23 protein-coding genes and 1 other RNA gene are annotated in these 22,911 nt (G+C 35.5%); 3 read left to right on the top strand and 21 right to left on the bottom strand.

All coding sequences use genetic code 11. From position 1 onward, the window contains the following. Positions 1-7: 7 nt before the first annotated feature. Positions 8-196 carry a hypothetical protein gene (locus ACYT32_RS08365; RefSeq protein WP_395265734.1) on the bottom strand — a complete coding sequence of 63 codons (189 nt, stop codon included), beginning with the start codon at positions 194-196 and terminating at the stop codon, positions 8-10. 64 nt (positions 197-260) lie between these two features. Between ACYT32_RS08365 and coaBC the strand changes: the two genes are divergently transcribed. Further along, positions 261-1,451 (top strand): bifunctional phosphopantothenoylcysteine decarboxylase/phosphopantothenate--cysteine ligase CoaBC, encoded by a 1,191-nt coding sequence (gene coaBC, locus ACYT32_RS08360; RefSeq protein ID WP_395265735.1) that lies wholly within the window; start codon positions 261-263, stop codon positions 1,449-1,451. 17 nt (positions 1,452-1,468) lie between these two features. Here the strand turns inward: coaBC and ACYT32_RS08355 are convergent, their stop codons facing one another. From ACYT32_RS08355 to ACYT32_RS08265, 19 genes are all read right to left on the bottom strand, one after another. Next, positions 1,469-2,851, bottom strand: coding sequence for a PTS ascorbate transporter subunit IIC (locus ACYT32_RS08355; protein ID WP_395265736.1), 1,383 nt, complete (start codon positions 2,849-2,851; stop codon positions 1,469-1,471). Between the two features lie 2 nt (positions 2,852-2,853). Then, positions 2,854-3,129, bottom strand: coding sequence for a PTS sugar transporter subunit IIB (locus tag ACYT32_RS08350; RefSeq protein WP_395265738.1), 276 nt, complete (start codon positions 3,127-3,129; stop codon positions 2,854-2,856). Positions 3,130-3,152: 23 nt separating this feature from the next. Further along, positions 3,153-3,887, bottom strand: a complete 735-nt coding sequence (locus tag ACYT32_RS08345; protein ID WP_395265739.1) for a sugar isomerase domain-containing protein — start codon at positions 3,885-3,887, stop codon at positions 3,153-3,155. Next, positions 3,877-5,850 (bottom strand): BglG family transcription antiterminator, encoded by a 1,974-nt coding sequence (locus ACYT32_RS08340; protein WP_395265740.1) that lies wholly within the window; start codon positions 5,848-5,850, stop codon positions 3,877-3,879. Before ACYT32_RS08340 ends, ACYT32_RS08345 begins: the two co-directional genes overlap by 11 nt. Positions 5,851-6,083: 233 nt before the next feature. Beyond that, positions 6,084-6,491, bottom strand: a complete 408-nt coding sequence (gene lpdD / locus ACYT32_RS08335; protein ID WP_395265741.1) for a prenylated flavin chaperone LpdD — start codon at positions 6,489-6,491, stop codon at positions 6,084-6,086. Beyond that, on the bottom strand, positions 6,491-7,054 hold the full coding sequence (locus ACYT32_RS08330; RefSeq protein WP_395265742.1) for a UbiX family flavin prenyltransferase: 564 nt from the start codon (positions 7,052-7,054) through the stop codon (positions 6,491-6,493). The genes lpdD and ACYT32_RS08330 overlap by 1 nt, the downstream gene beginning before the upstream one ends. 15 nt (positions 7,055-7,069) lie before the next feature. After that, complete coding sequence (locus ACYT32_RS08325) at positions 7,070-8,542, bottom strand: UbiD family decarboxylase (RefSeq protein ID WP_395265743.1); 1,473 nt, start codon at positions 8,540-8,542, stop codon at positions 7,070-7,072. A 104-nt stretch (positions 8,543-8,646) separates the two neighbouring features. Continuing rightward, positions 8,647-10,953: a UvrD-helicase domain-containing protein gene (locus ACYT32_RS08320; RefSeq protein ID WP_395265744.1), complete on the bottom strand. Its 2,307-nt coding sequence runs from the start codon at positions 10,951-10,953 to the stop codon at positions 8,647-8,649. Continuing rightward, a complete protein-coding gene (locus ACYT32_RS08315) occupies positions 10,950-11,837 on the bottom strand; it encodes a LysR family transcriptional regulator (RefSeq protein ID WP_461793395.1) in 888 nt (295 codons plus the stop codon). The genes ACYT32_RS08320 and ACYT32_RS08315 overlap by 4 nt, the downstream gene beginning before the upstream one ends. A 135-nt stretch (positions 11,838-11,972) precedes the next feature. Beyond that, positions 11,973-12,167 (bottom strand): PspC domain-containing protein, encoded by a 195-nt coding sequence (locus ACYT32_RS08310; RefSeq protein WP_395265746.1) that lies wholly within the window; start codon positions 12,165-12,167, stop codon positions 11,973-11,975. 18 nt (positions 12,168-12,185) lie between these two features. After that, entirely contained in the window at positions 12,186-12,374 is a 189-nt protein-coding gene (locus ACYT32_RS08305; RefSeq protein ID WP_395265747.1) for a PspC domain-containing protein, read from the bottom strand. Positions 12,375-12,499: 125 nt separating this feature from the next. After that, positions 12,500-13,324: a helix-turn-helix domain-containing protein gene (locus ACYT32_RS08300; protein ID WP_461793394.1), complete on the bottom strand. Its 825-nt coding sequence runs from the start codon at positions 13,322-13,324 to the stop codon at positions 12,500-12,502. Positions 13,325-13,430: 106 nt separating this feature from the next. Further along, complete coding sequence (locus tag ACYT32_RS08295; protein WP_395265767.1) at positions 13,431-14,246, bottom strand: MetQ/NlpA family ABC transporter substrate-binding protein; 816 nt, start codon at positions 14,244-14,246, stop codon at positions 13,431-13,433. A gap of 132 nt (positions 14,247-14,378) precedes the next feature. After that, entirely contained in the window at positions 14,379-15,212 is an 834-nt protein-coding gene (locus ACYT32_RS08290) for a MetQ/NlpA family ABC transporter substrate-binding protein (RefSeq protein ID WP_395265749.1), read from the bottom strand. Between the two features lie 150 nt (positions 15,213-15,362). Continuing rightward, positions 15,363-16,052, bottom strand: coding sequence for a methionine ABC transporter permease (locus ACYT32_RS08285; RefSeq protein WP_395265750.1), 690 nt, complete (start codon positions 16,050-16,052; stop codon positions 15,363-15,365). A gap of 3 nt (positions 16,053-16,055) precedes the next feature. Then, on the bottom strand, positions 16,056-17,114 hold the full coding sequence (locus tag ACYT32_RS08280; protein WP_395265751.1) for a methionine ABC transporter ATP-binding protein: 1,059 nt from the start codon (positions 17,112-17,114) through the stop codon (positions 16,056-16,058). A gap of 7 nt (positions 17,115-17,121) precedes the next feature. Then, positions 17,122-18,456 carry a M20/M25/M40 family metallo-hydrolase gene (locus tag ACYT32_RS08275; protein ID WP_395265752.1) on the bottom strand — a complete coding sequence of 445 codons (1,335 nt, stop codon included), beginning with the start codon at positions 18,454-18,456 and terminating at the stop codon, positions 17,122-17,124. Positions 18,457-18,499: 43 nt separating this feature from the next. Continuing rightward, a complete protein-coding gene (locus tag ACYT32_RS08270) occupies positions 18,500-19,324 on the bottom strand; it encodes a MetQ/NlpA family ABC transporter substrate-binding protein (RefSeq protein ID WP_395265753.1) in 825 nt (274 codons plus the stop codon). A gap of 661 nt (positions 19,325-19,985) precedes the next feature. After that, the gene (locus ACYT32_RS08265) at positions 19,986-20,690 is read right to left on the bottom strand and encodes a DPBB and LysM peptidoglycan-binding domain-containing protein (protein ID WP_395265754.1); all 705 of its coding nucleotides are present in this window, start codon (positions 20,688-20,690) and stop codon (positions 19,986-19,988) included. Between the two features lie 205 nt (positions 20,691-20,895). On the opposite strand from ACYT32_RS08265, the gene ACYT32_RS08260 reads away from it, so the two are divergent. After that, on the top strand, positions 20,896-21,498 hold the full coding sequence (locus ACYT32_RS08260; protein ID WP_395265755.1) for a YitT family protein: 603 nt from the start codon (positions 20,896-20,898) through the stop codon (positions 21,496-21,498). Between the two features lie 56 nt (positions 21,499-21,554). Here ACYT32_RS08260 and ACYT32_RS08255 read toward each other — a convergent pair whose 3' ends face one another. Continuing rightward, positions 21,555-22,205: a DUF3862 domain-containing protein gene (locus tag ACYT32_RS08255; RefSeq protein WP_395265756.1), complete on the bottom strand. Its 651-nt coding sequence runs from the start codon at positions 22,203-22,205 to the stop codon at positions 21,555-21,557. 141 nt (positions 22,206-22,346) lie between these two features. Here ACYT32_RS08255 and ssrA point away from each other — a divergent pair. Next, positions 22,347-22,712, top strand: a transfer-messenger RNA (tmRNA) gene (gene ssrA, locus ACYT32_RS08250). Positions 22,713-22,911 lie beyond the last annotated feature (199 nt).

Genomic DNA, 22,911 nt, shown 5'->3' with positions numbered 1-22,911 from the left:
TTTCCACTTATTTCTTCCAAATTTTTCGAAAAATAAATTTATGAATCAAAATGGTGATGATCAATAGAATTACACCAATTATGACTTCACTGAATAAAAAATTCCATCCAAATGCTTGCATCACATTCAAAATCGGATTGTTGAAAATTGAAATCAAAAGTATGTAGAGAATTATATCTGCTGTATAAATGTTCATAGAAGCCTCCTATTGATTGAATAATATCATATAATTAAAGTAATTAAGTTATTGAGGTGAAGAAATGCTACAGGATAAACATATCGCACTTTATGTCACTGGTGGAATTGCCGCCTACAAATCACTAAATATCGTTCGCAGCTTGGTCAAAAAACAAGCTCAAGTTCAAGTCATCATGACTGAAGCAGCACAAAAATTTGTCAGACCATTAACCTTTGCGACATTATCGAACCGACCAGTTATTACAGATAATTTTACACCACAAACGAGTCCAGATGATTTTATCCCCCACATTCAGCTGGCACTCTGGACTGACTTAGCGGTCGTTGTTCCCGCGACTGCAAATGTTATTGGGAAAATGGCTAACGGTTTAGCTGACGATATTGTTTCAACAAGTCTTTTAGCCACCAAAGCTCCAAAATTAGTATTTCCAGCTATGAATACTGATATGTACAATAATCCGGCCGTGCAAGCAAATATGCAGACTCTAAAACGGCACGGTGTGCAAGTCGTTGAACCAGCAACTGGCTTTTTAGCTGAAGGAATGACCGGCAAAGGTCGCTTACCAGAATTGGACGATATCGTTACAGAAATTGAACATAATTTTTTGGCAAGCAAATTGGCTGGTGTTAAAGTGGTCGTCACTGCTGGTGGCACCAAAGAAGCCATTGATCCTGTCCGTTTTATCGGTAACCGTTCGTCTGGAAAAATGGGAATTGCTATGGCCAAAGTTGCTCGTGATTTAGGTGCCGAGGTCACCTTGATCACCACCGTTGAAACACCTCTTTCAGGAATGAAAATCATTCAAGTCCAAACTGCTTCAGAAATGATGGAACAGTTAAAACAAGTCTTTAATAACACTGACGTCTTAGTAATGGCCGCTGCTGTGGCTGATTTCAAACCCATCAATGTTGCTGATCAAAAGATCAAAAAAAATGATGATGAAGATATCTTCACCATCAAGTTAACAAAAAATCCTGATATTCTTAAAACTGTTGCTGCAACCAAAACTCATCAATTCGTGGTTGGTTTCGCAGCTGAAACCCAAAATCTACTCACTAACGCTGAAAAGAAATTGAATAGCAAACACGCTGACGTGATTTTGGCAAATAATGTTGCACAAATTGGAGCTGGCTTTAACGTTGATACCAATCGGATAACATTGTTGCAACATGATCATGAGCCACAAACTTGGCCTTTGATGTCAAAGGAAGCCGTTGCTGAAAAGTTCTGGGACTTTTATCTAAAACGTTAATTAAACAAGCAAAATAATTAATTCATTGAAGTTTCAATATTAGATTCATTCTTTATGTTAGATTTGATTTTATCTTTTTTAGCACGTTTTGATTCTATTACCCACATTAGAATGAAAACAACTATTGTGACTAACAAACCAATCATAGGTGTTTTGAGCAAAAGTCCAACTACAACTGCATCCGTGCAATCGTAACCTACACCTTTTACTCCATATGAGGTTAAGTTTATTAGAGTCGTAAATAAAGCCGATGAGAAAATCAACATAAAGCCATAAAAGATACCAGCTACTGTAGCGCCTCGAATACCACCACGAGCATTTCCAAAAATACCCGCAACACCCCCAGTAAAAAATGATCCAATAATCGAAATTAGTGGAACAACACCAAATACCAAACCACTGACCAACATTCCAATTAGCATTCCTACTATTCCTGATAGGAAACCTATCATAAGGGCATTTGGAGCAAATCCAAAGAGAACAGGGACATCAAGTGCCGGTAAGGCGCCTGGAACAACTTTATCAGAAATCCCTTTGAAAGCTGGAATAATTTCTCCAAGGAACAGTCTAATCCCTTGAAGTAATACTAAAATTCCAGCTGTAAATCCAAGCGCCTTCAATATAGCAAATACAATATAATTAGTACCATCTGTCAAATTCTTGACAGAACTTGGACCCGCGGCAATAAATAAGATAAGATAGAAAAATCCCATAACGATAGAAACAGAAATTGCTGTGTCTTTAAAAAAATTTAAATATGAAGGTAATTTAACATTCTCGGCATCATTATTTTTATTTCCTAATAATCCTCCAATGTAACCAGCAGATACTGTACCCAAAGTTGTTAAGTGCCCCATAGCAAACATATTATTCTTTGTTACTCTTTTTACAGTTGGTTGTGCAATTGAAGGCAAAATAGAAGTAATCATTCCTTGCATCAATGATCCAAAAACAATTGTTAAATTATTACTATAGCCACTCATAATAAACCCACAAGAAATAACTATAGATAAAATCCACATCATATGACCTGTTAAGAAAATATACTTCAAAGGAGTAAATTTGGCTATTAATAGATTAACTAAAAAGCCAATCCCCATTATCAATGCTGAGGTAGCAGCAATTTGAGTAACATTAGCTTGCAATGCACCTACAACCGCTTCGGAACTAGTTGCAAATCCATTAAGATGAAATACTTTAGAAAAAACAGTCGAAAATGGAGTTACTTCACTAACAATCAAACCAGAACCAGCACTTACAATTAACATACCCACGGCCGTTTTAACAGTACCTGAAAAAACTGTCCCAAAATTTTTTTTCTGCAACAATAAGCCTATCATTGCTATCAATCCAAGAATTATTGCAGGAGTTTGGAGAATTTGAAGAATAAAATCTAACATTTTTATACCCCCTGTTTTTCAAAATAATCGTTTAACTTATCCTTAACTTCATTTACATCCATGATATTGGTGATGTAGATAACATTAGGGTTATCTTTAAAGTTATCCTTAAACTCATCTGAAGTGACTATAAAATCATGCTCTTGTCCTGCCACTGTTCCTAAATCCCAATGTTGAACATCTGCAATTATGCCTAATTGCGATAGAGCAGACTCTACGGTCATCTTCAACATCAAACTAGTTCCTACACCCATTCCACAAACTGTCATAATTTTCATTATTAAATGACCTCCATTTATTCTCAAAGATTAGTAATAACCGAGCCGTATTTTTTAATGTACTTATCATTGATCTTGTCACCTTCATCCAGGTTAGAGCTTACGTAAATCGGCGGATTTACTCCTCTTTCAGACAGTAATTCTATTGTTCTAGCTACAATAGATTCCATATTCAACATTCCTAAGATTGTCGATGTTCCACAAAACTTGGCGCTAACCCCTTCAATGGATAATGCTGCATCTCCTTTATCACATGCTATATCAACAACTACGTCTGCAACATCCTTCAGCAATTTCCCAGAAGAGTGTCTGCTGTACACTCCTTCAGTAAACGCTCTAGATGTCACTGCGATAACTTTCAATCCCATACGTTTTGCTTCAAGAGCCATATCAATTGAGGCAGCGTTTCGCCCAGAAACAGAAATAATAATCAAGGTATCATCTGACGATGGATTTTCTAGATCAAAGTATTTGTTGCTAAACCCTTCAATTCTCTCCTGAAGCGTACTCAATTTTGCTTTAGGTTGGAGTGCATAATGCGGTGACAACATTGCATTCACCGGAACTAATCCACCTGCACGATAGAAAACCTCCATTGCAAACATTTGAGAATGTCCAGTTCCAAAAACATGTATGACCTTCCCTTTTTGTACAGAATCAGCACAATAACTAGCAGCTTGATTTATGGGTTCTCTATTTTCAATATTCTGAAGTTTCATTTGTTTTGTAACAATTTCGTACAATTCATTATTTTTCATGTTGTTTATCTCCATTAGATTCTATTTTTACTTTTTGAATTGAATTAATGATTTTCTTTTTTTCATTATTCTTTAGTTTCATTTTAAAATCATCATCATTAAGTAAAGCAACTAACTCAGAAAGTGCCTTTAAGTGAGTATCATGGTCAATAGTTGCTAAGCATATGACGGTGTGAACTGGATCATTTTTTTTATTACCAAATTTGACATCATTTTCTAACGTGATTAGGCTCATCCCAATTCTATTTACACCATCATTTGTACTTGCATGAGCTAGGGCTATACCCGGTAATATAACGATGTAAGATCCAAATTCCTTTACAACATTTATCATTCCTTCTATGTATTCATTTTCAATGGAACCATTATTCAAAAGAATATTGCCAGACTTCTTAATTGCATCTTCCCAATTTTCTACGGGTACATTTACACGAATATTATTTTCTGTTAATAACTCTTTTAACACTGGTATCCTCAACTCCTTATAACTCTTATTAAATTCTTCTCTCATTAAATCCCTTGTTTTGCTTGCTATAAATTCAGACAATTGTTTTAACTCATTATCAGTTATATACGGCGAAACTTTTACATAATTCATTTTTGAGTTATGCAAATTGACGGTAGATAATACCAAGTCATAATTTTCATTAATCTTCTTTACATCTGATATATCCTCAATGGAAGCTACTTTACATTTAAAATTAAATATTTTAGACAATTTAATTTGAAGTAATTGTGATGTCCCAACTCCCATATGACAAACTAATAAAACTCTCAATTTGGCTTCAGTTAAAGATTTAATACGTTCAATTCCCGAAATTACATGAATTGTTAATAGATAAATATTTTCTTCAGTATTAAAACCTAATTTGCACATACGGGGTATAGAATCAACCGTTTGTGAAATTACATCAAATACTTCATTATATTTTGATTTAATTTGTATCATCATCTCATCCGATATAGTGTCGTTATTCGGAAGTGGAACCTGATTTATAACTGTTTGAAAATGAAGAGTGAGATTATTTATAAAATCACTGTCCTCCAAAAAGTTTATCTTTAACTTTTTCGTAATTTTATCTACAAATTTTCCAGCTAAAATATCCAACTTAAGATTAAGTCTCTTATCTATTAATTCATTTTTTAGCAAATGAGAGCGATTTATAGCATTTAATAACTCAGATACTTCTATTGTAGAAAATCTGATATTGAAAAAAGATTCCAAAAGAGAAAGTGTCTTTCTAACCTCATCAAATTCAATATCGTCTATCTTTGCAACCTTAATTATTGTGTTGCTTTCTAGTAATCTGATAATACTTATACACAGATAATCTGATATTTGAAGGAAAGACTCATACGTAAACTTGATATGCAAACTTTGTTCAATTTGATCCAAACAAAATCTAATTAGCTCTTCTTCTACCTCACTAAATGGAGATATTATTGGTATACGTTGCCTTATAAATCGTGAAGTGTTGATGTACCTATTTCTGATAGCGCTTTCATCACCGGTCAAAAAAAAGCCTTTCTTTTTACTAAATTCTAAATGGATTCCTTCTTTGCTAATTACTGTTTTTAATCTTCGCACATCATTATTAATCGTACTTCGACTGGCTTGACAAATCTTTTCTAAAAAGTCTATTGTCACCCTACTCTTGTTAGTTAAGATAGAATAATAAATAAATTCCATTCTATAATCAGGATTTATCAATAAATTATTGTTATTAGTGTTTTCTTCAATCGCTAATGCCCTAATTGAATTGTGATCACCATTATAACTGAGAAAAGTTTTTGTATTTTTTTCTAACGAATTAAGATTATGAGCAATTAAATATTCATCTATTTCATCTAATGTATTTCTCACAGTTCTGTCAGACACGCCTAAAAAAATTGCTGCTTGCTGTTGTGTTATATTATCGTGTGAAAGAATCATCTCTAACAATAGCTTTGCTCTTTCATTCATAAAACTCCTTTCCCTTTCCTTCGAGTATTATTTTATCAGCATCTATTTGTGCAAAAAAGCACAAACTATTTCCAATTATTGGAAATAGTTTACACTTTAGCAAATAATTGAAAGAATAATAGATATTGAATTGTATTCAAAAAATGATGGTGAGATTATACTCGCCATCATTTTTTGAAAAGAAATAACATCATATAGCAACTTCTATATCCTTAACTTAATAATAATAAGACTTACACTGGTTTTTCAAAATTTCGATAATAAATTGGTTCAGGCACTGACAAATCATTCGCTCTGAGCCATTTTTTTATTTGCTCACCGAGGTTTTGAGCCATCAGTGCTGAAACCATAATCTGTTTTTGAGAGATATGGTTAACATGTACACCTGCCGTGATCGTACAACTACCTGGTAAATCATTTTGAATAATCTTACCTATTCTAATTGCTAGAACATCATCTTTATGCAGGCGACCGTCATGACTGGGATAACGTATCGTTTGCATAGCGGTGTTTTTCGTTAAGGTGGTAACAGTTCCAATGTGTGGGTTGTCGCCACCCGTTATAGCGATGAATAAATCTTTACCGATAATTGTTACTTGAGCTTCTATCATATAATTTTCTCGGGTGACTGAAAATTTCATTAAATTCCCTCCCAACGGCCACTAATATCATTTTTAATTCCTAACGCATCTAGCTCTTTCATGGTTTGATGATCGATTAAATCTTGAATTGTCGGGGGATGATTGTAAAAGGCTGGAATAGGAGGAATCATTTGCACGCCCATCTGCGACAACTTTGTCATATTTTCCAAATGGATCGTATTTAAGGGCGTCTCTCTGGGAACAATAACTAGCTTACGTTGTTCTTTCAACGTTACATCAGCTGCTCTTGAAATCAAATTATCACCAAGCCCCACCGCAATACTAGCAATTGTTTTCATACTTGCCGGAACGATAATCATGCCATCGGTTAAAAAAGAGCCACTGGCAATTTTGGCACCCAGGTCACTGTCACTATAAAAATAATCAACTGAATCCTTGATTTCTTTTAATGATACATCGGTCTCAAGCTGTAAATTTTTCTTTGCCCAAGCACTGAAAACGACATGAGTTTCAACTTCAGAAATAGCTTGGAGTTTTTTTATCAGATCAATTGCGTAAATTGTCCCTGAGGCGCCAGTGACACCGATAACTACTTTTCTCATCGAGGACTATTCCTTCTATTCTAAATATTTTTCCCAATCATCAACTTGCTTGAATTGAGCTCGTTGAAATTGATTTTTCATATCAAATGGTACGGTTCCGTCAAAAATAGTTTTTGAACTCATTCCTCGGAAACGAATCGATTTAGTATCATACTGGGGTCTCTCCGATGGATCTAAGGGATGATTTCTCATTCCGGAAAGAACCATAATATCTTGATCACCTTGGAAGCGCGTATTCAAAGTCCACATAACATCGTTCATGTCAAAAATATCAACATCTTCATCAACTAAAATAACTGTTTTTAACTCTTTAAAAGCTGATAATGCCAAAATTTCCGCCTGGCGTTGAATTCCTTCATCTGCTTCATCATCTTTATGAATTTGCATGATTGTCATCAGTTTTCCTCCACCGGCTGGAGGATTATATACATTCACAACTTTACCTGGGATCGCTTTATCAACTAATTCTAAAATTGAGGCTTCTGTTGGAATACCTGCCATTGAAACGTGTTCTTCACTGGGACCGATCATTGTCTGAAAGATGGGATTCTTGCGAGTGGTAATAGCTTTGACTTTAACCACATTGACGGCGGGATTAGCGTCACCATCATAACCAGGAAATTCAGGCATGGCTTTACCAGTGTTTGTATTGATATCTTCTTGCATCGTTTGATTAGGAATGATTTCAGCTTCGATAACGTATTCTGCCAAAGCGATTGCTTTCTCGTTGACCGTCTTTGCATCAACTAATTGGACAGCTTGTTTGCGCAACGCCCCTGCAACATTCAATTCATCATATCCTAACGGCGTAGTTGGTGGCTCAAATGTTGCACCAATAGTGATAGCAGGATCTAAACCAATATTGATAGTTATTGGCATAGGCTGATTTATCTTTTCAAATTCCTTCTGGAAATGGCCAATATGACGGCCACCAGGCATAATATACATCCCCAGAGTATCCCTATCTTCAAGAACCATTCGATGGATCGTTACATCAGACATAGTTTTTTCAGGGTTTGAGCCTAAAACTACCCCTACAGTGATATAAGGTCCCGCATCATATTCAGTATTAGTTGCTGCAGGTAGAATTTTTCTGATGTCAAAATCTTTGTCGCTTGCTTTATATACAACTTGTTGAACGGGGGCATTTTTAGAATCAACTACCACTGGTGCCACGGGATGCTCAACTGAATCCTTCAAAAAGCGTCCTAAAGTTTTGTAATCATGATGCAAGATCTTACCGACTCTTTTCCGACTAGCCATCGAACCAATATAGATTCTTCTTTGCGGAAAACCTTTAATATTATTAAACATCATTGAAGGTCCACTTTTGGTTGGTCGTTCAATCGTTCCTCCGGCACCAATGTAACGATATACACCTGATAATTCTGCATGAGGATCAACTTCCACATCAGTCTCATGATACTCACCTGGAGTTTGCTTTAATTCATCTATAACTTTTCGCAAATCATACAATTCTTCTGACATTTTATTGCCTCCTTCTATTTAACAGTGATTATTATAGAGGCTGACAAATGCCTGAAACAATTCAAGATAAAGTAAAAAGCATTCCAAACTGGAATGCTTAATAGTTATTTCTGAGTTTTTTTCTTAGGAAGTTGTAATTCGAACAATAATGGATTAGAATCCGGTGCAATTCTCAAACTAAGCTCCAATTGAGCCCGAGTCACTCCAACGTACAAAAGACGCCGTTCCTCTTCAATGAAAGCCGAATAATTCTCAACTTCTTTATAAAAAACATGAAACATTTCAAATTCTTTTTTCTTCGTCAATGTTTTATCCAAGTTGATAGGATTGAAGGCATTATTGTGGGTTATATCTTTATAGTTGTCAATGTGGGCCGCTTGCAAAGCATGTTCTAGAAATTCAAAGTTTTGTTTATAAACTGATTTCCACTTTTTGACAAATTGCTCGAAGGCCATGGCAGGCGGGAACCAATCATTTAACACTATGCCTGCTTTTTCAACTTCCTTATCAGTCAATCCGTATAAATAAACATATTTGAACTCTAAACCCTTTGCCTGATGTAAAGACAAGAATTGAATACGATGTTGCTTATCTTGTTGGTGACGATCAGAAAGAATATCTTTTTTCTGCGCCTCGTCAAAGAAAAAGTCATCGATACTCTCATATCGTTTCAATTCTTCTTCCAAATATTGCTTGATATCTTTGACTTCAACTTTGGACATAAAATTCTTCTCAACCATAAAATCAAAATACCTGTCTGTTAAACGATTAGCAGCTTGGTATAGATCCTTGATCAAACTAGCTGATAATTTGTGCTTACTATCCACACTTGTTGTCTCGTCTAAACGTGTTTTAAAACGTTTAATGCTATTAAAGTAGACTTGAACCCTTGCATCGGTCCGTTTAAAGGGGGTATTTGTTTCAGCATTATATGCTTCAGCGGCCAATAAATAATCACTTAATTTTTCAAAATCATTACCTGATCTGGCCTCAACTTTTCGAGTGTGGTCCTTATACGCCCGAAAGCCGATTCGATTAGCATGATCAGAAAAGTATTGATATTGATCCTGCCACAAGCCTTTCATCAGTTCAGTTATAATACGATAAATCAAATTATTTTGTAAGATGGCTCCAGCGTTATTAATGTTGGCGTATATTCCTTGATTAGCTAGCCAATCGGCCAAGAGCATTCTTGAGGAGTTGTAACGAACCAGTATCGCTATGTCATCGTTATTAATTTGAGGATCATTAATTTGTTTCACTAGCCGCTTCAACATTTTCGAACCGCCGTTAAAGCCCGATTTCTTACTGCTATATAAAACAAACTTCCCTAAATCTGGGCGTCCTGATAACAATTCCTTATCAAGGCGCACATGGTTTTGTTTGATTAGGGGAATAACCCGCTTGAGAATCTTTTCTCCAGTCCGATAATTAGTTGATAAATTCAATTTGGTAGCGTTCGATAAAAGACGTTTGTAATTCAAAATATATTTCGAATTACTACCTCGAAATGAATAAATACTCTGATCATCGTCACCAATAACAATCAAATGCTGCATCGTTTCTTTGCTAAGTAATTTGGAGATTATTTGCCATTGCAAATTATCGATATCCTGAAACTCATCGATCACCGCAATCTTATAACGTGACATGATTCGTTGATAGTACTGCAAATAATTAGGATCATGCATACTTTCAATCAATAATAATTTCATATCATTGAAATCAATATAACTATTTTGCCGCTTCAACTCTTGATACTTACGAAGTACCGCTAAATAATCTTCATAAAAACCCTCATCGTGATTTTGACGAGAAAACTCGGACATTGCTTTGACGGCCTCACTGAAAGGTTGATTCTCTGTGGCTGTTGGTAAAATACCATCTGTCGTTAAGCCTTGATTGATTAAATAATCATTTAAATCAAACATTTCTTCCAACATTTCTGCCTTCGTTATAACGTTACTAGGATGTTTTATTTGATCAGTCAGATCACGCATAAAGATTCGATAGCTTGTCAATACTTGTGATCGTTGATATTCAGGATTTTGCCGTAACAATTGATAGAACAAGGCGTGAAAAGTCGTAAAATTGGGTCGGCCAGCTGGTAGATTCAAGGTGGTAGCTTTTAAGTCGTTAACGAAGTTATCATAACGATTACCCATATCGACCCGTGACTTGTGGGAAAAAGTAATACCAAGAATTTCATCAGGATCAGCATTACCTTGGGCGACAGCTATCAGTGCCATCAAAATAAAAATCGTTGTCTTACCCGATCCAGCACAGGCATTAACTAACAACGGTTTCGTAAAGTCATTATTAAGAATTTTTATTTGTTCTGCGGAGAACTTCATTTTCAGACCTGATTCCATCAGATCAATTATTTCCTTGGTTGATAAATCTTGAATCATTCTGTCTCCTCATTACTTGTCTTAGTTTGAATATAATCCCAAAAGAACTCACTTGCTTGAGAATGCTGCCCCTTTAGCCGAATAAAGCTTAATTTATTCGTAATATTAGTCAGCAGAGGTACAATTTTAACCTTTTCAGCGAAAGGACGAGCCATTTTAGCTGTCATCACTGAAATACCCATATTATTTTGAATCATCTGCATGATCAAGTCGACTCTGGTACCTTGATAGACAATTTGTGGGTTGAAACCAGCTTTTTCGCACAGTTGTTTAACAGGTTCATACAAATTAGTCGCTTCACCTAATATTAGAAAACGTTCTGACTTCAATGCAGCTAAATCTAACTTTTCTACAGCAATTGGATAATCTTGCGGTAAAACTGCCACAAAGTAATCATCCTCCATCACAATACGTTCCAAGTCAGAATGGTTAAACTCAAAGGTTCGCGCAAAAATGATCTCACACTCACCTGCCCGCAATGAGGGAATCAAATGATAACTCTCTTCTTCTTGTAATTGAACTTGTATCCCAGGATAATCTTTCAGAAATTGACTAATATAGTTAAAGCTTCGATAACTGGGCATAGTGGGAATGGTATGTATCTTCAATGTTTGTCTCTGATTGGCCTGAAAGTCATTCAGTTTGACCGTCAACTTATCAAAATCACCTAAAATTTGTTTGGCATTAGGTAAAATCAATCGTCCTGCGGGAGTCAATTCAATTGTACGATGAGCCCGTTTAAAAAGTGTAACCCCTAACCCCTTTTCCAAAGCCAAGATTTGTTTAGAAATATTGCCTTGCGTGGTGTAGAGGTTCTCAGCTGTTTCTGTATAATTGAGTGTCTTTGCTAAATCCACAAAGACCGCAAACTTTCGAATATCCAACGTCTTGCCCCATTTCTTTAGTAACCATTCCATACGGAGTTTAATTGTAGCATTTTTTGAAAAGAAAAAAAGATGCTCTCCGATTCTCATGCGAATCAGAGGGCATCTTTAAAGTCGACTACACTGTAGCCCATTTTAAGCTTCATTTGGTTTTTCCATCAAAAGTAACAAAATCAAATAGGCTATAATTCCTGGAAAAAGCGATGTCAATGAAACCGCTACGTAAAGCACTCGGCCGACAGCTGGATTCCAATCATACTGTTCACAAAATCCAGCAATTACTCCACCTAATATTTGATTGTCTTTTGATCTTCTAATTGGAATATGCATCACTAAAACCTCGATTAATTAATAGTCTGGACTTTCCATCAATAACCACAAGACTAAGTAGCCTATGATGCCCGGGAATGGGGTTAGAGATAAAATCAGCCATAAAACTCTTGCAACTGTTGGGTTCCATTGAAAATGCTCTGCTAATCCTCCAATGACACCTGCAATTACGTAATTACTCTTTGAACGTTTAATTGGAATATGCATAATTTACTTCCCCCTTTTCATCTATAAACACATCATAAAAGATTTCCCGATAATAGTACATAGAAATTGCTTACAAACACCTTACAATCTTGTCATCTGCACTTATATCGCCATTTTCACAATGACTAAAGCTCTTTAAAAATTTGTTCACCATACAGTTCTGTAAATAAGTCCCTGCGCTTATTAGATTCTAAACGCTCGTCATCATGATGAGCTTCCTGAGATAAGCGGGCCATCAAGAAATAGCAATTTGCTAACATATAATGAGAATCGTGTTTGGCAATAAAAGCTATTCCGTCAACCAAATACGCTGTCGAATTTTGATAATCATTCAGTTTAAAATAAATCAACGCTGCTAAATAATAGAGAATATTTTGATTTTCTTGATAGACATATTCGCTCCAATTGCGAAAAGCCAGATCCACACAATCAACCGCGGCTGTTTTGTTACCTTGTAGGGCACTGATATAGCCAATACCTAAATAAGCTAGTCGTGAAATAGTCTCCAAATGCAAGTGATCGACTTCTGCTAATGAGCGCTTTAAAGATGCAATTGCTTTAGTTAAAGCACCTGTTTGCAATTGGGCGATACCTAAATAATAATAGTAAACTTGCAATTGGTGAGATGTTTCTAAGTTATCAACAACCTTGTTTTGTTCTAAATATTGTCGTAGTTGTTCATATTGATGACTTCGACACAACTTATCAACCATTTCGTCAAATTCTTGATTGTGACCAATTGAGAAATTTTTTGCCAAACTAATTTCATCTAAATCAACATCCAATTTATTAGCCAAATTAATCAACAAATTGGCATTTGGTATATAAACATCATTTTCGATAGCCGAGAGCATGGATTGAGCGCAGACTCCCTGGGCTAACTCTTGTTGTGTCAAACCTTTTTCTTTTCGTAACTCTTTTAAAACCGTCCCTAAATTTTTCATATACATCCCTGACTTCTTTGAAACAACTATTTAACCTAATTTTAGATTAAATCGCTTCAAAATGCACAAAAAAGAAGGAAACTTGTTAATCCTAAGCTTCCTTCTGAGATAATTAATCTTCTTTTAGAGCTGGATATGTCCAAGCCGGATTCTCATATCCATGAAATGACTTTTTAATAACTTCAGCCACTTCTTCTTTATGATAGGCCTTAGCAATTTTTTGATAGGTTGGATTATTTTTATCCTTAGCATTAACCGACAAAATATTGACATAAGGCTTAGACTTAGCGGTTATTTTTTCTCGATAGACAGCATTCTTAGGATTCAATTTGGCATCACTAGCCACACCACTGTTAACGCACGCAGCTGTTAAATCATCTAAAGATTTAGCGGTTTGACCAGCATCCAGTGAGGAAATCTTAATACCAACTTTATTTTCAGTAATATCTTGTAAATTTGGAATCTTGGCGTTATCCAACTTGATTAAACCAGCACTCTCCAGTAACTGTAATGCCCGACCTTCGTTAGTTACATCATTCGGAATACCAACTTTGTCACCTTTTTTGAGTTGACTCAAGCTCGTGATTTTTTTCGAAAACAACGACATTGGTGCGATTACAGTTTCGCCAATCGACACGATATCAGTTTTGTGTTTCTTGTTCCAATCGCTTTGGAAGGTATAAGTTTGGAAGTCGTTCATATCGATTTCACCTTGTGCTAGAGCAGTATTGGGCTGACTATAGTCACTGAATTCAACAATTTTTAAATTGATTCCTTCCTTTTTAACAATTTTGGCAACTCTTTCTAAGGCCGGATCATTAGCTCCCGTAATACCAACCTTCACCGTTTTCCCAGCTTGATTATTTCCACAACCAACCAAAACCAATAAACTAAGTGTGGTAACGAATACTAAAAATATTCCCTTAATCTGTTTTGTTAACATGATATCCCCCTAAAAATAAAGAGTCACTTCTATTGGACTGTAATTAGCCTTTAGAAGTGACTCTTTTCATATCTTTCTAAAAGCAAATGCTGAATATTTACTTTTCTGATGAACTAATTAATTCAATACTTTGTAATTCCAAGCAGGACTTTCATATCCGCCGAATTCTTTCTTGATCTCTTTAGCAACATCTTCTGATTGATATGCTTTAACTATTTTCTTATATGCAGCTTTATCCTTATCTTTGGCATTAGCTGAAATAATATTTACATAAGGTTTTGATTTTGCAGTAATCTTTTCGCGATAGACAGCCTTTTTAGGATCTAACTTAGCATCACTGGCTACACCACTATTAACGACTGAAGCTGTTACATCATCTAATGATTTAGCTGTTTTAGCAGCATCTAATGGTGAAATCTTCAAATTATGTTTATTTTCCGTAATATCTTTTAGAGCAGGAATCTTACTGTTATCCAGCTTGATCAAACCAGCGCTTTCCAACAATTGTAAAGCTCGACCTTCGTTGGTTGTATCATTTGGAATGGCAATCTTATCACCATCTTTGATCTGACTTACTTTGGTGATTTTCTTTGAATACAAAGCCATTGGAGCAATTACTGTTGAACCGATGGAAACGATGTTAGTATGATGTTTCTTATTCCAATCGTTTTGGAAAGTGATCGTTTGAAAGGCATTCAAATCAATTTCACCTTGTGCCAAAGCCGTATTAGGTTGACTATAGTCTGAAAATTCAACAATCTTTAAATTGATTCCTTCTTTTTTAACCTTCTTAGCAACTAAATTCAAAACTCGATCATCTGAACCTGTGATACCAATTTTTACAGTTGTTGTTTTATCACTAGCACTAGCTTTATTACCACAACCTGCTAAAACGAAAAAACTCAATGTGGCGACGACTAATAGAAATATTCCCTTAAATTTATTTTTCATTGTATTACTCCTCCTCAAATAAAAAACGCTCTACTCGGCAGAGTTTGCCAAATAGAGCGCATGATCGAGCGGTATTCTAAAGCAAACTCCCCATCTTTACTTTTCAAAATACCAATCAATTTAATTACTAATGTGGTAGATGTAATTAAATTAATGTTCTAACTTACGAACCGCTAAATCACCTAAACCTTGAATGACGAAGACGAGAACCAAGATGAATAACATGGAAACAATCGTCACGTCATTTTCAAATCTTTGATAACCAACGGAAATGGCCATATTACCAAGACCACCACCACCAACAGCACCAGCCATGGCAGTTAAACCAATCAAACTAATAATCGTTAGTGTTCCCGAACGGATAAGTTCTGGTAGGCCTTCACGTAAATAAACTCTAAAGATAATCTTCATTGGCGACAAACCAATCGCTTCGGCAGCTTCGATCACACCAGAATCAACTTCAACTAAGGCTAATTGAACTTGTCGAGCAAAGAATGGTGCGGTTCCGATTACTAATGGTACTAAGGCTCCAGTAGGTCCAATTGTCTGTCCGACAATCAACTTAGTGAAAGGTCCAATAACCGCTAGCAAAATAATAAATGGAATTGATCTAAATAGATTGACCAACTTATCAAGCCAGTAATAGAAATTCTTATGTGGTGTAATACCGTCTTCGGCAGTCACGACCAAGAGAATTCCTAAAATAATACCAATAATTCCGGCGAAGAAGGCACTGACAAAGGTCATATAAAGCGTTTGCCAGATGGCAGTGACGAAACCATTATCGCCCTCCCAATTAGCAACAACATTGGGTAAAAATTTATTAAGTATGTCTGTCATAAATTATTTGCCTTCTTCCTTTAAATCGATTTCTTTAACGTTCACATTTAAACTATTCAAATATTGAATCGCACTTTCAACCTTATCATCATCCCCAGTTAAAGCGAATAACATAATCCCAACGGTGGTATTTTGTAATCTTTCAATATTACTGAACAAGATATTTGCTTCGACTTGGAAACGTTTGTAAAGTTCAACTACGATTGGTTCATTGGTAGAATCACCAATATAATTCAGCTCGATCAAACGGCCTGAAAGTTTGTCAACAATACCACTATCACGAATTTCATCAAGAACTGAACCAATGTGGGTCGAAGTGTTAACGAAGTCTTTTGTCAATTGTTTCTTCGGACTACCAAAGATTGACAACAGATCTCCTTCTTCAATCAAACGACCATTTTCCATCACTGAAACGCGGTTACAAATTTGTTTAATGGCATCCATTTCATGAGTAATAATTACAATCGTAATGCCCAATTCCTTGTTCAAGCGTCCTAATAGATCCAAAATTTCTGTGGTAGTTTTAGGATCCAAGGCACTAGTTGCCTCATCTGAAATCAAGATCTCTGGATCATTAGCTAAAGCTCTAGCAATAGCAACACGTTGTTTTTGCCCACCAGATAATTGTGATGGATAGTTACGAGCTCGATCTGCTAGACCAACGATATCCAATAATCGATCGATTTTTTGTTTACGTTCAGCTTTACTTAAACCAGAATCTCGTAAAGGAAAGTCAACATTTCCATATACCGTTAAGGAATTCATCAAGTTGAAATGTTGAAAAATCATTCCAATATTTCGACGAGCTGTGCGTAAATCCTTTTGACTCAATTGCAACATATCCTGACCGTTTACGATCACTGAACCGGCAGTTGGCTTTTGCAAGAGATTGATCACTCGGACTAAAGTACTTTTACCAGCACCTGAGTAACCGATAACTCCAAAAACATCACCTTTTTGAACATCGATTGAAACATCTTTGACCGCTTCAATCGTCTTGCCTTCATTCTGGAAAGTTACATCAATGTTCTTTAGCTGAATTATCCCTGTTTGTTCTGCCATTTAATAATTACTCCCTTAATTTACCTAAGAATTGATCGAAGAAATCGATGAAGTCTAAATAATCTTTAATTCTAATATTTTCGTTTGGTGCATGGTTACCAGCTTTAGAATAGCTCACACCAGTTGAAACGATTGAAGCTTTAGTGTACTCGTTTAACAAGTACATTGGACCAGTACCTGGGCTTGATGGTAAGGCTTCGATTTTGTCTTCACCACCAAAATAATCTTTGGCGGTATCGATCAACTTATTGACAATTGGACTGTCGAGATCCCAACGATATCCCTTTTCACCTAATAGATACTTAACTTTGACATCCGTAAAACCTAGCTCATTCAAATACTTTGTTAACTTATCGAATAAGTCGTGTGGATCTTGATTAGGGACTAAGCGAAATTCTAGTTTAGCTGTGGCAGCCTTAGGAGTGACAGTTTTTACACCATCACCTTCCCAACCACTGCTAATTCCTTCTATATTAATAGTGGGATTAAAAGTTAAATTGTAATTTACTGATTGATTCTTTAATAGTGGCACTTGCAAATCCCACTTTTCTTTTAGATCGGGGGTAATGGCTTTATTGACCAAATCAATCTCTTTTTGAGTAGGCTGAACGACATCATCGTAAAAGCCTGGGATTTTAATGTCTCCTTCAGGAGTACGCAACGCATTCAAGGCTTGGGTCAATCTCCATGTGGCCGAATCAACAACCGCTGCGAAAGATGAATGTAAATCAATATCGGCGGAAACTGCCTCTAATTCAAAACATAAAACACCTTTATTACCGCCGGTAAAATTGAACTGCTCTGCTTCGTTCTTATATCCTGATTCCCAAATTATCAGATCAGCACTTAGAAGGTCGTGGTATTTTTTTAAATAGTCTTCTAAGTGACGACTGGCAACTTCCTCTTGGCCTTCAATTAAGAATTTAATATTACAAGGAAGATCTCCATGTTCTTGACGATAAATTTTCAAAGCTGTAATGCGGCTAATCAAATCAGCCTTACAATCTGAAACACCGCGTCCGATAAATTTATCATCTGTAACTTTCAATTCGAAAGGATCGGAATTCCATAGTTCCAGTGGTTCTGCTGGTTGAACATCGTAGTTATTGTAAATCAGAATCGTGGTATCACTGGGCTGGTTAGGCTTAATTTCTGCGAAAACAACGGGATATTCGTATTCCTTCCAAACTTGTACATCGGCACCGAAATCTTGTAATAATTTTGCGAGGAAATCGGCCGTCTCAGTAATGGATTGATTTTTTGCTGAAACAGATGGTAGTGCTATGTATTGTTTTAAATCTTCAACTGATTTCTGAATTAATGGATCTGATAATTTTGACATTAGAAAACCTCCTCATTTTCAATTACAAATATCAGCTAAATCTTTAGAGCTTAGCGTTCCAAGCTGGAATTTCATTTCCGCCATAAACCTTCTTGATTTCTTTGGCTACATCATCAGTTTGGAAAGCCTTAACAACCTTCTTATAAGTCTTGTTATCTTTATTCTTCTTTTGTGTAACGATTAAATTGATCCAAGGAATCGACTTCTTGTTGATCTTTTCAGTAATAACTGCCTTCTTAGGATTTAACTTAGCATCACTTGCTACGTTACCGTTAACGATGGCTGCATCAACACTATCTAATGAACGAGCTGTTTGAGCAGCATCAAGTGTTGTAAACTTCAAGTTCAATTTATTTTCCTTAATATCCTTTGTTGATGGTAATGTCTTGCTTGGATCCAACTTGATTACGCCATTGTATTCAAGTAATTGTAATGCTCTAGCTTCATTAGAAGCATCATTAGGAATAGCAATCTTAGCACCATCTTTTAATTGACTAAGTTTAGTGATCTTGTGTGAATATAAAGCCATTGGTTGGATAACTGTCTTACCAATTGAAACTAGGTCTGTCTTGTGTGCTTTATTCCATGCATTCAAGAAATCTGTATGTTGATAAGCGTTGATATCAACTTCACCTTGAACCAAGGCTGTGTTTGGTTGATTGTAATCGTTGAATTGAACGATCTTTAAATCAATTCCTTCGCTCTTAACATTCTTTTGAACGACTTTCCAAATTGGAGCATCTGATGGATTGATTCCCACCTTAACTGTTTGTTCTTTGCTTTGATTGCCACAACCGGCAAGTACAAAGATAAAAATTGCTGTAAAAGCTAGTAAGATAACCTTACTTAATTTCTTAAATTTACTCATGTTTTTCTCCCACCTTAACTAATACTTAACCAACTTAAAATATTTATAGAAACAAAAAAAGCCGCTTCCAAGCTGAACATTTCTGTCCATTACTTAGAAGCGACTCCTCGCGGTACCATTCTAATTCGGAATAAACTTACACTTATCCCCTTAACAACATACAAAGATTCTATATGCGTGTACTGTAAAGGGTACCAACCATTGCATCTTTATCCGAAGATTCAGCGCACCAATCACGGGTCATTTTCATTCAAGCCGTTGCCCTCATCTCAGCAAATAGAGGTTTTCTGTACAAACGGGATTGAATTACTTCCCCCGATCAAATTGTTTTAATAAATATCTCTTGTTAATCGTTGGTTAGATAATACAATCTAAATTTTGAAAAGTCAATTGAAAAAGTCGGACTTTTTTAGAGATTTTCTAATTTTACATTTTAATGCCAACTTGCATTTATATTATTTACTGAAAGAAAACCCTATAATTTCAAGGCTTTATCTGGCCTATCGTTACACGTTTTATAACGTTGAATTTAAATAATAATTTATGAAAAAAATTTAAAAATACAGATTTATAATAATCAATTATTCTTAAAATTAATTTTTTACTAATAAAAAAAGACCTTCTCTTTAATAGAAAGTCTTCTGGCAATTGTCTATTCAAATTATGATAAAACTTCAACTGAAGCTGTTGTAACACCATAAGATGGGATTGATGAACTTGGCATAGCAACATCTAATTGGTTAGGATTGCTGTAGGCAAATGTTCCTGTATCGTTAACAGTTCTGTAGAGAACCGTTCCATCTGATAAGGTAATCTTCAATTGTGTACCCTTAGGAAATACTGAAAGGTTAGCAGCAACACCACTATAACCCATATTTGAACCTAGAACGGCTGGATCATAGAATGAAATCTTAAAAGTACCTTGAGAAGTACCAGTTGTAGTTGTTGATTGAGTTGTTGCTTGCGATGATGTATCTGTTGTTGCTTGTGTATTAGCACTTGTGTCAGTATTAGTTGTGTCTGTAGTTGCGGCTTGTGTATCAGCAGATGTAGATGTATCTGTTGTAGCCTGTGTATTAGTGTTATCTGTTGTAGTTGTACTTGCGGTTGTATCTGCATTAGTACCAGGTAGAACTATTGTTTCACCTGGGAAAATCAAGTCAAATCCGCCAACTTCGCGTCCGTTAGCTTGTTCTAGAGCGGAAATACTAATTCCATTTGCAGCTGCAATACTCTTATAAGTATCACCCTTTTCAACAGTTACGGTACTACCATTATTAATGGCAGCTTGAGCTGTATTTGTTGAAGCCAAAACTCCTGTTAAAGCCATTGCACTTACTAAAGCGATAGATAAAACTTTTTTCATAAATTAATTACATCCTTATATTTAAAAATTTTTAGCTCTCTCAATTGCTATGGTGCTATATTAACAGGTCAATATTACATGACAACAACCTCAAGGTTACATTTTCGCAGTTTTATGTAACTTAAGTAATCTATCTGAAACATTATGTTTTAGGTATTTTAAACTTTAATTGCGATAAATGTATATTCATGATATAGTATTAAATATGAAGAATAATAAAAAAAGATTGTCCGCAAAACTACTACTGATGTTGGTAGCTTTGGAACTTATCGCATTTAGTCTTAATATGTTCTTCGAGCCGCACAGTATAGCAGCCGGTGGTGCCACTGGAATTGCTATTTTGTTGCAAGCAGGATGGAAAATCCCAACATTCATCTCGGTTCTGTTCATAAATATTGTGATGTTAGTACTGGCTTACTTACATTTGGATCGTCAAACCACGATCAAATTAGCTCTAGGAAGTTTTTCACTACCCCTACTGTTATATGTGACTCCTGTTTATAATTTAATTCCTAATAGTCGGGTCATCTCTATAATAGTAGGAAGTATCATTTTCGGAATCGGTCTAGCGATTCTCTATACCCTGAATATGTCAAGTGGTGGTACGACCGTGCCTCCAATGATTATTCATAAGAATTTTGGGATTGATAAATACATCAGTTTATTCATTATTGATGCAATTGTTTGTTTAGGAAACATTGCTTTGACTGATATAATTTCATTCCTATTGGCGGTAATGTCAGTTGGAATTTCCAGTTTATCGATCAAAGGATTCGGATTGCTTCATGCAAAAAGAATTGCACAATAAAAGGCGCACATATCAAAGTATCGAGTTTCGAGTATTTTGACATATGCACCTTTTTTTTATTGTTTCAAATTCTGTTGTTCTTTATTAATTACCTTATTGTTAGAAAGTTCAATTTTAATCAACGAATTTACTGATGGATCTGCTTCAGTTAGATCGGTTTGATAAATTAAAGTTCTCATTCCATTGACGTCGGAATAATTGTCGGGATCGCCTAATACATTAATTACTTTATTATAACTGTCACCGACTTTTAACTTATCAAAATCTTCCATAGATAAAAGTTTCTTCCTATCAATATCCAATCCTTGAATTGACTTTGCAGTTGCTTTATTTTTTTCCAATGTAATTTGAACTGTGACATTTTGCTTGTTATCAGTTCCATTCCAACTGAGAGTGACAATGGACTTATCAACAGCTAACCGTTCAGTATTATTGGGTTCACCTAAGAGATCAACAATTTCTGACTTGCTGAATCCATTTTTACCAGTCTTAATCGAATTATATTTTGAAATAAAGGAAGCATCATTAGCAATTTTTTTCTTAGCTGCTAGACTTTTACTTTGGCTAACCGTTGCTTTATCAGCTTGATCTGAATAGAAAGAATAGTTAGCAATATAAGTTGTAGCTGATACAATGATAAAGATAGAAACAATCGTGATCCAAAACCATTTTTTCCGATAAAAAGGTTTGATATCATTTTCATCCACGTTTTCATACCTCCGTCTATATTGTATTTTAGCAATTTTCATACCAAGAGACACTTCTTAAGCATTATTTTTTAATAAAAAGCTAAACTAACTATTTGCTATCTTTCTAAAACTTAGATATTATAGTAGTTGGACATCTTTGGGGGTGTTCTGGATTCGACATGTGTAGTAGCGTGCAAGCTGCACTTAGGGTTTCGTGTCCCTCTAAAAACACACAGTTTATTATAACTGCAAAAAATAATAATTCTTACGCATTAGCTGCCTAAAAACAGTCTAAGCGTGATCCATTCTAGCTTCGCCCAAGGGTTAGAAATGGGTCTCAAAATTATTGGGCTACGTTTAACTGTGCATTCTGAATAGTTGAAAAGAGATTACCGGAATAGTTACTTCGGTTAGCCTGGTTGTATGGCGTTCGAAGTAGCGAAACTTTAAATGATACAACTATGAGTGTAGATGCTTGCATAGCATTATGCTTGGACAGGGGTTCAATTCCCCTCACCTCCATAATACGGATTTCAGCCAGTTGTATTAAGGCATATAAGCCTTGATATGACTGGCTTTTTCTTTTTCATAAATTTAATTAAAATCACGGAATTGGTCGGTCAGTCGGTCATTTAGTCGGTCAATTAATCAAAAATAAAATATATTTGCGACGGGCGAGCGTAATTGTAACCATCATCTTAATTGATGATGGTTTTTTTAGATA

It is taken from the genome of Companilactobacillus sp. FL22-3 (assembly GCF_054881455.1).
The sequence above is the reverse complement of the archived record's forward strand: the minus strand, read 5'-3'. Positions and strand labels throughout refer to the sequence as shown.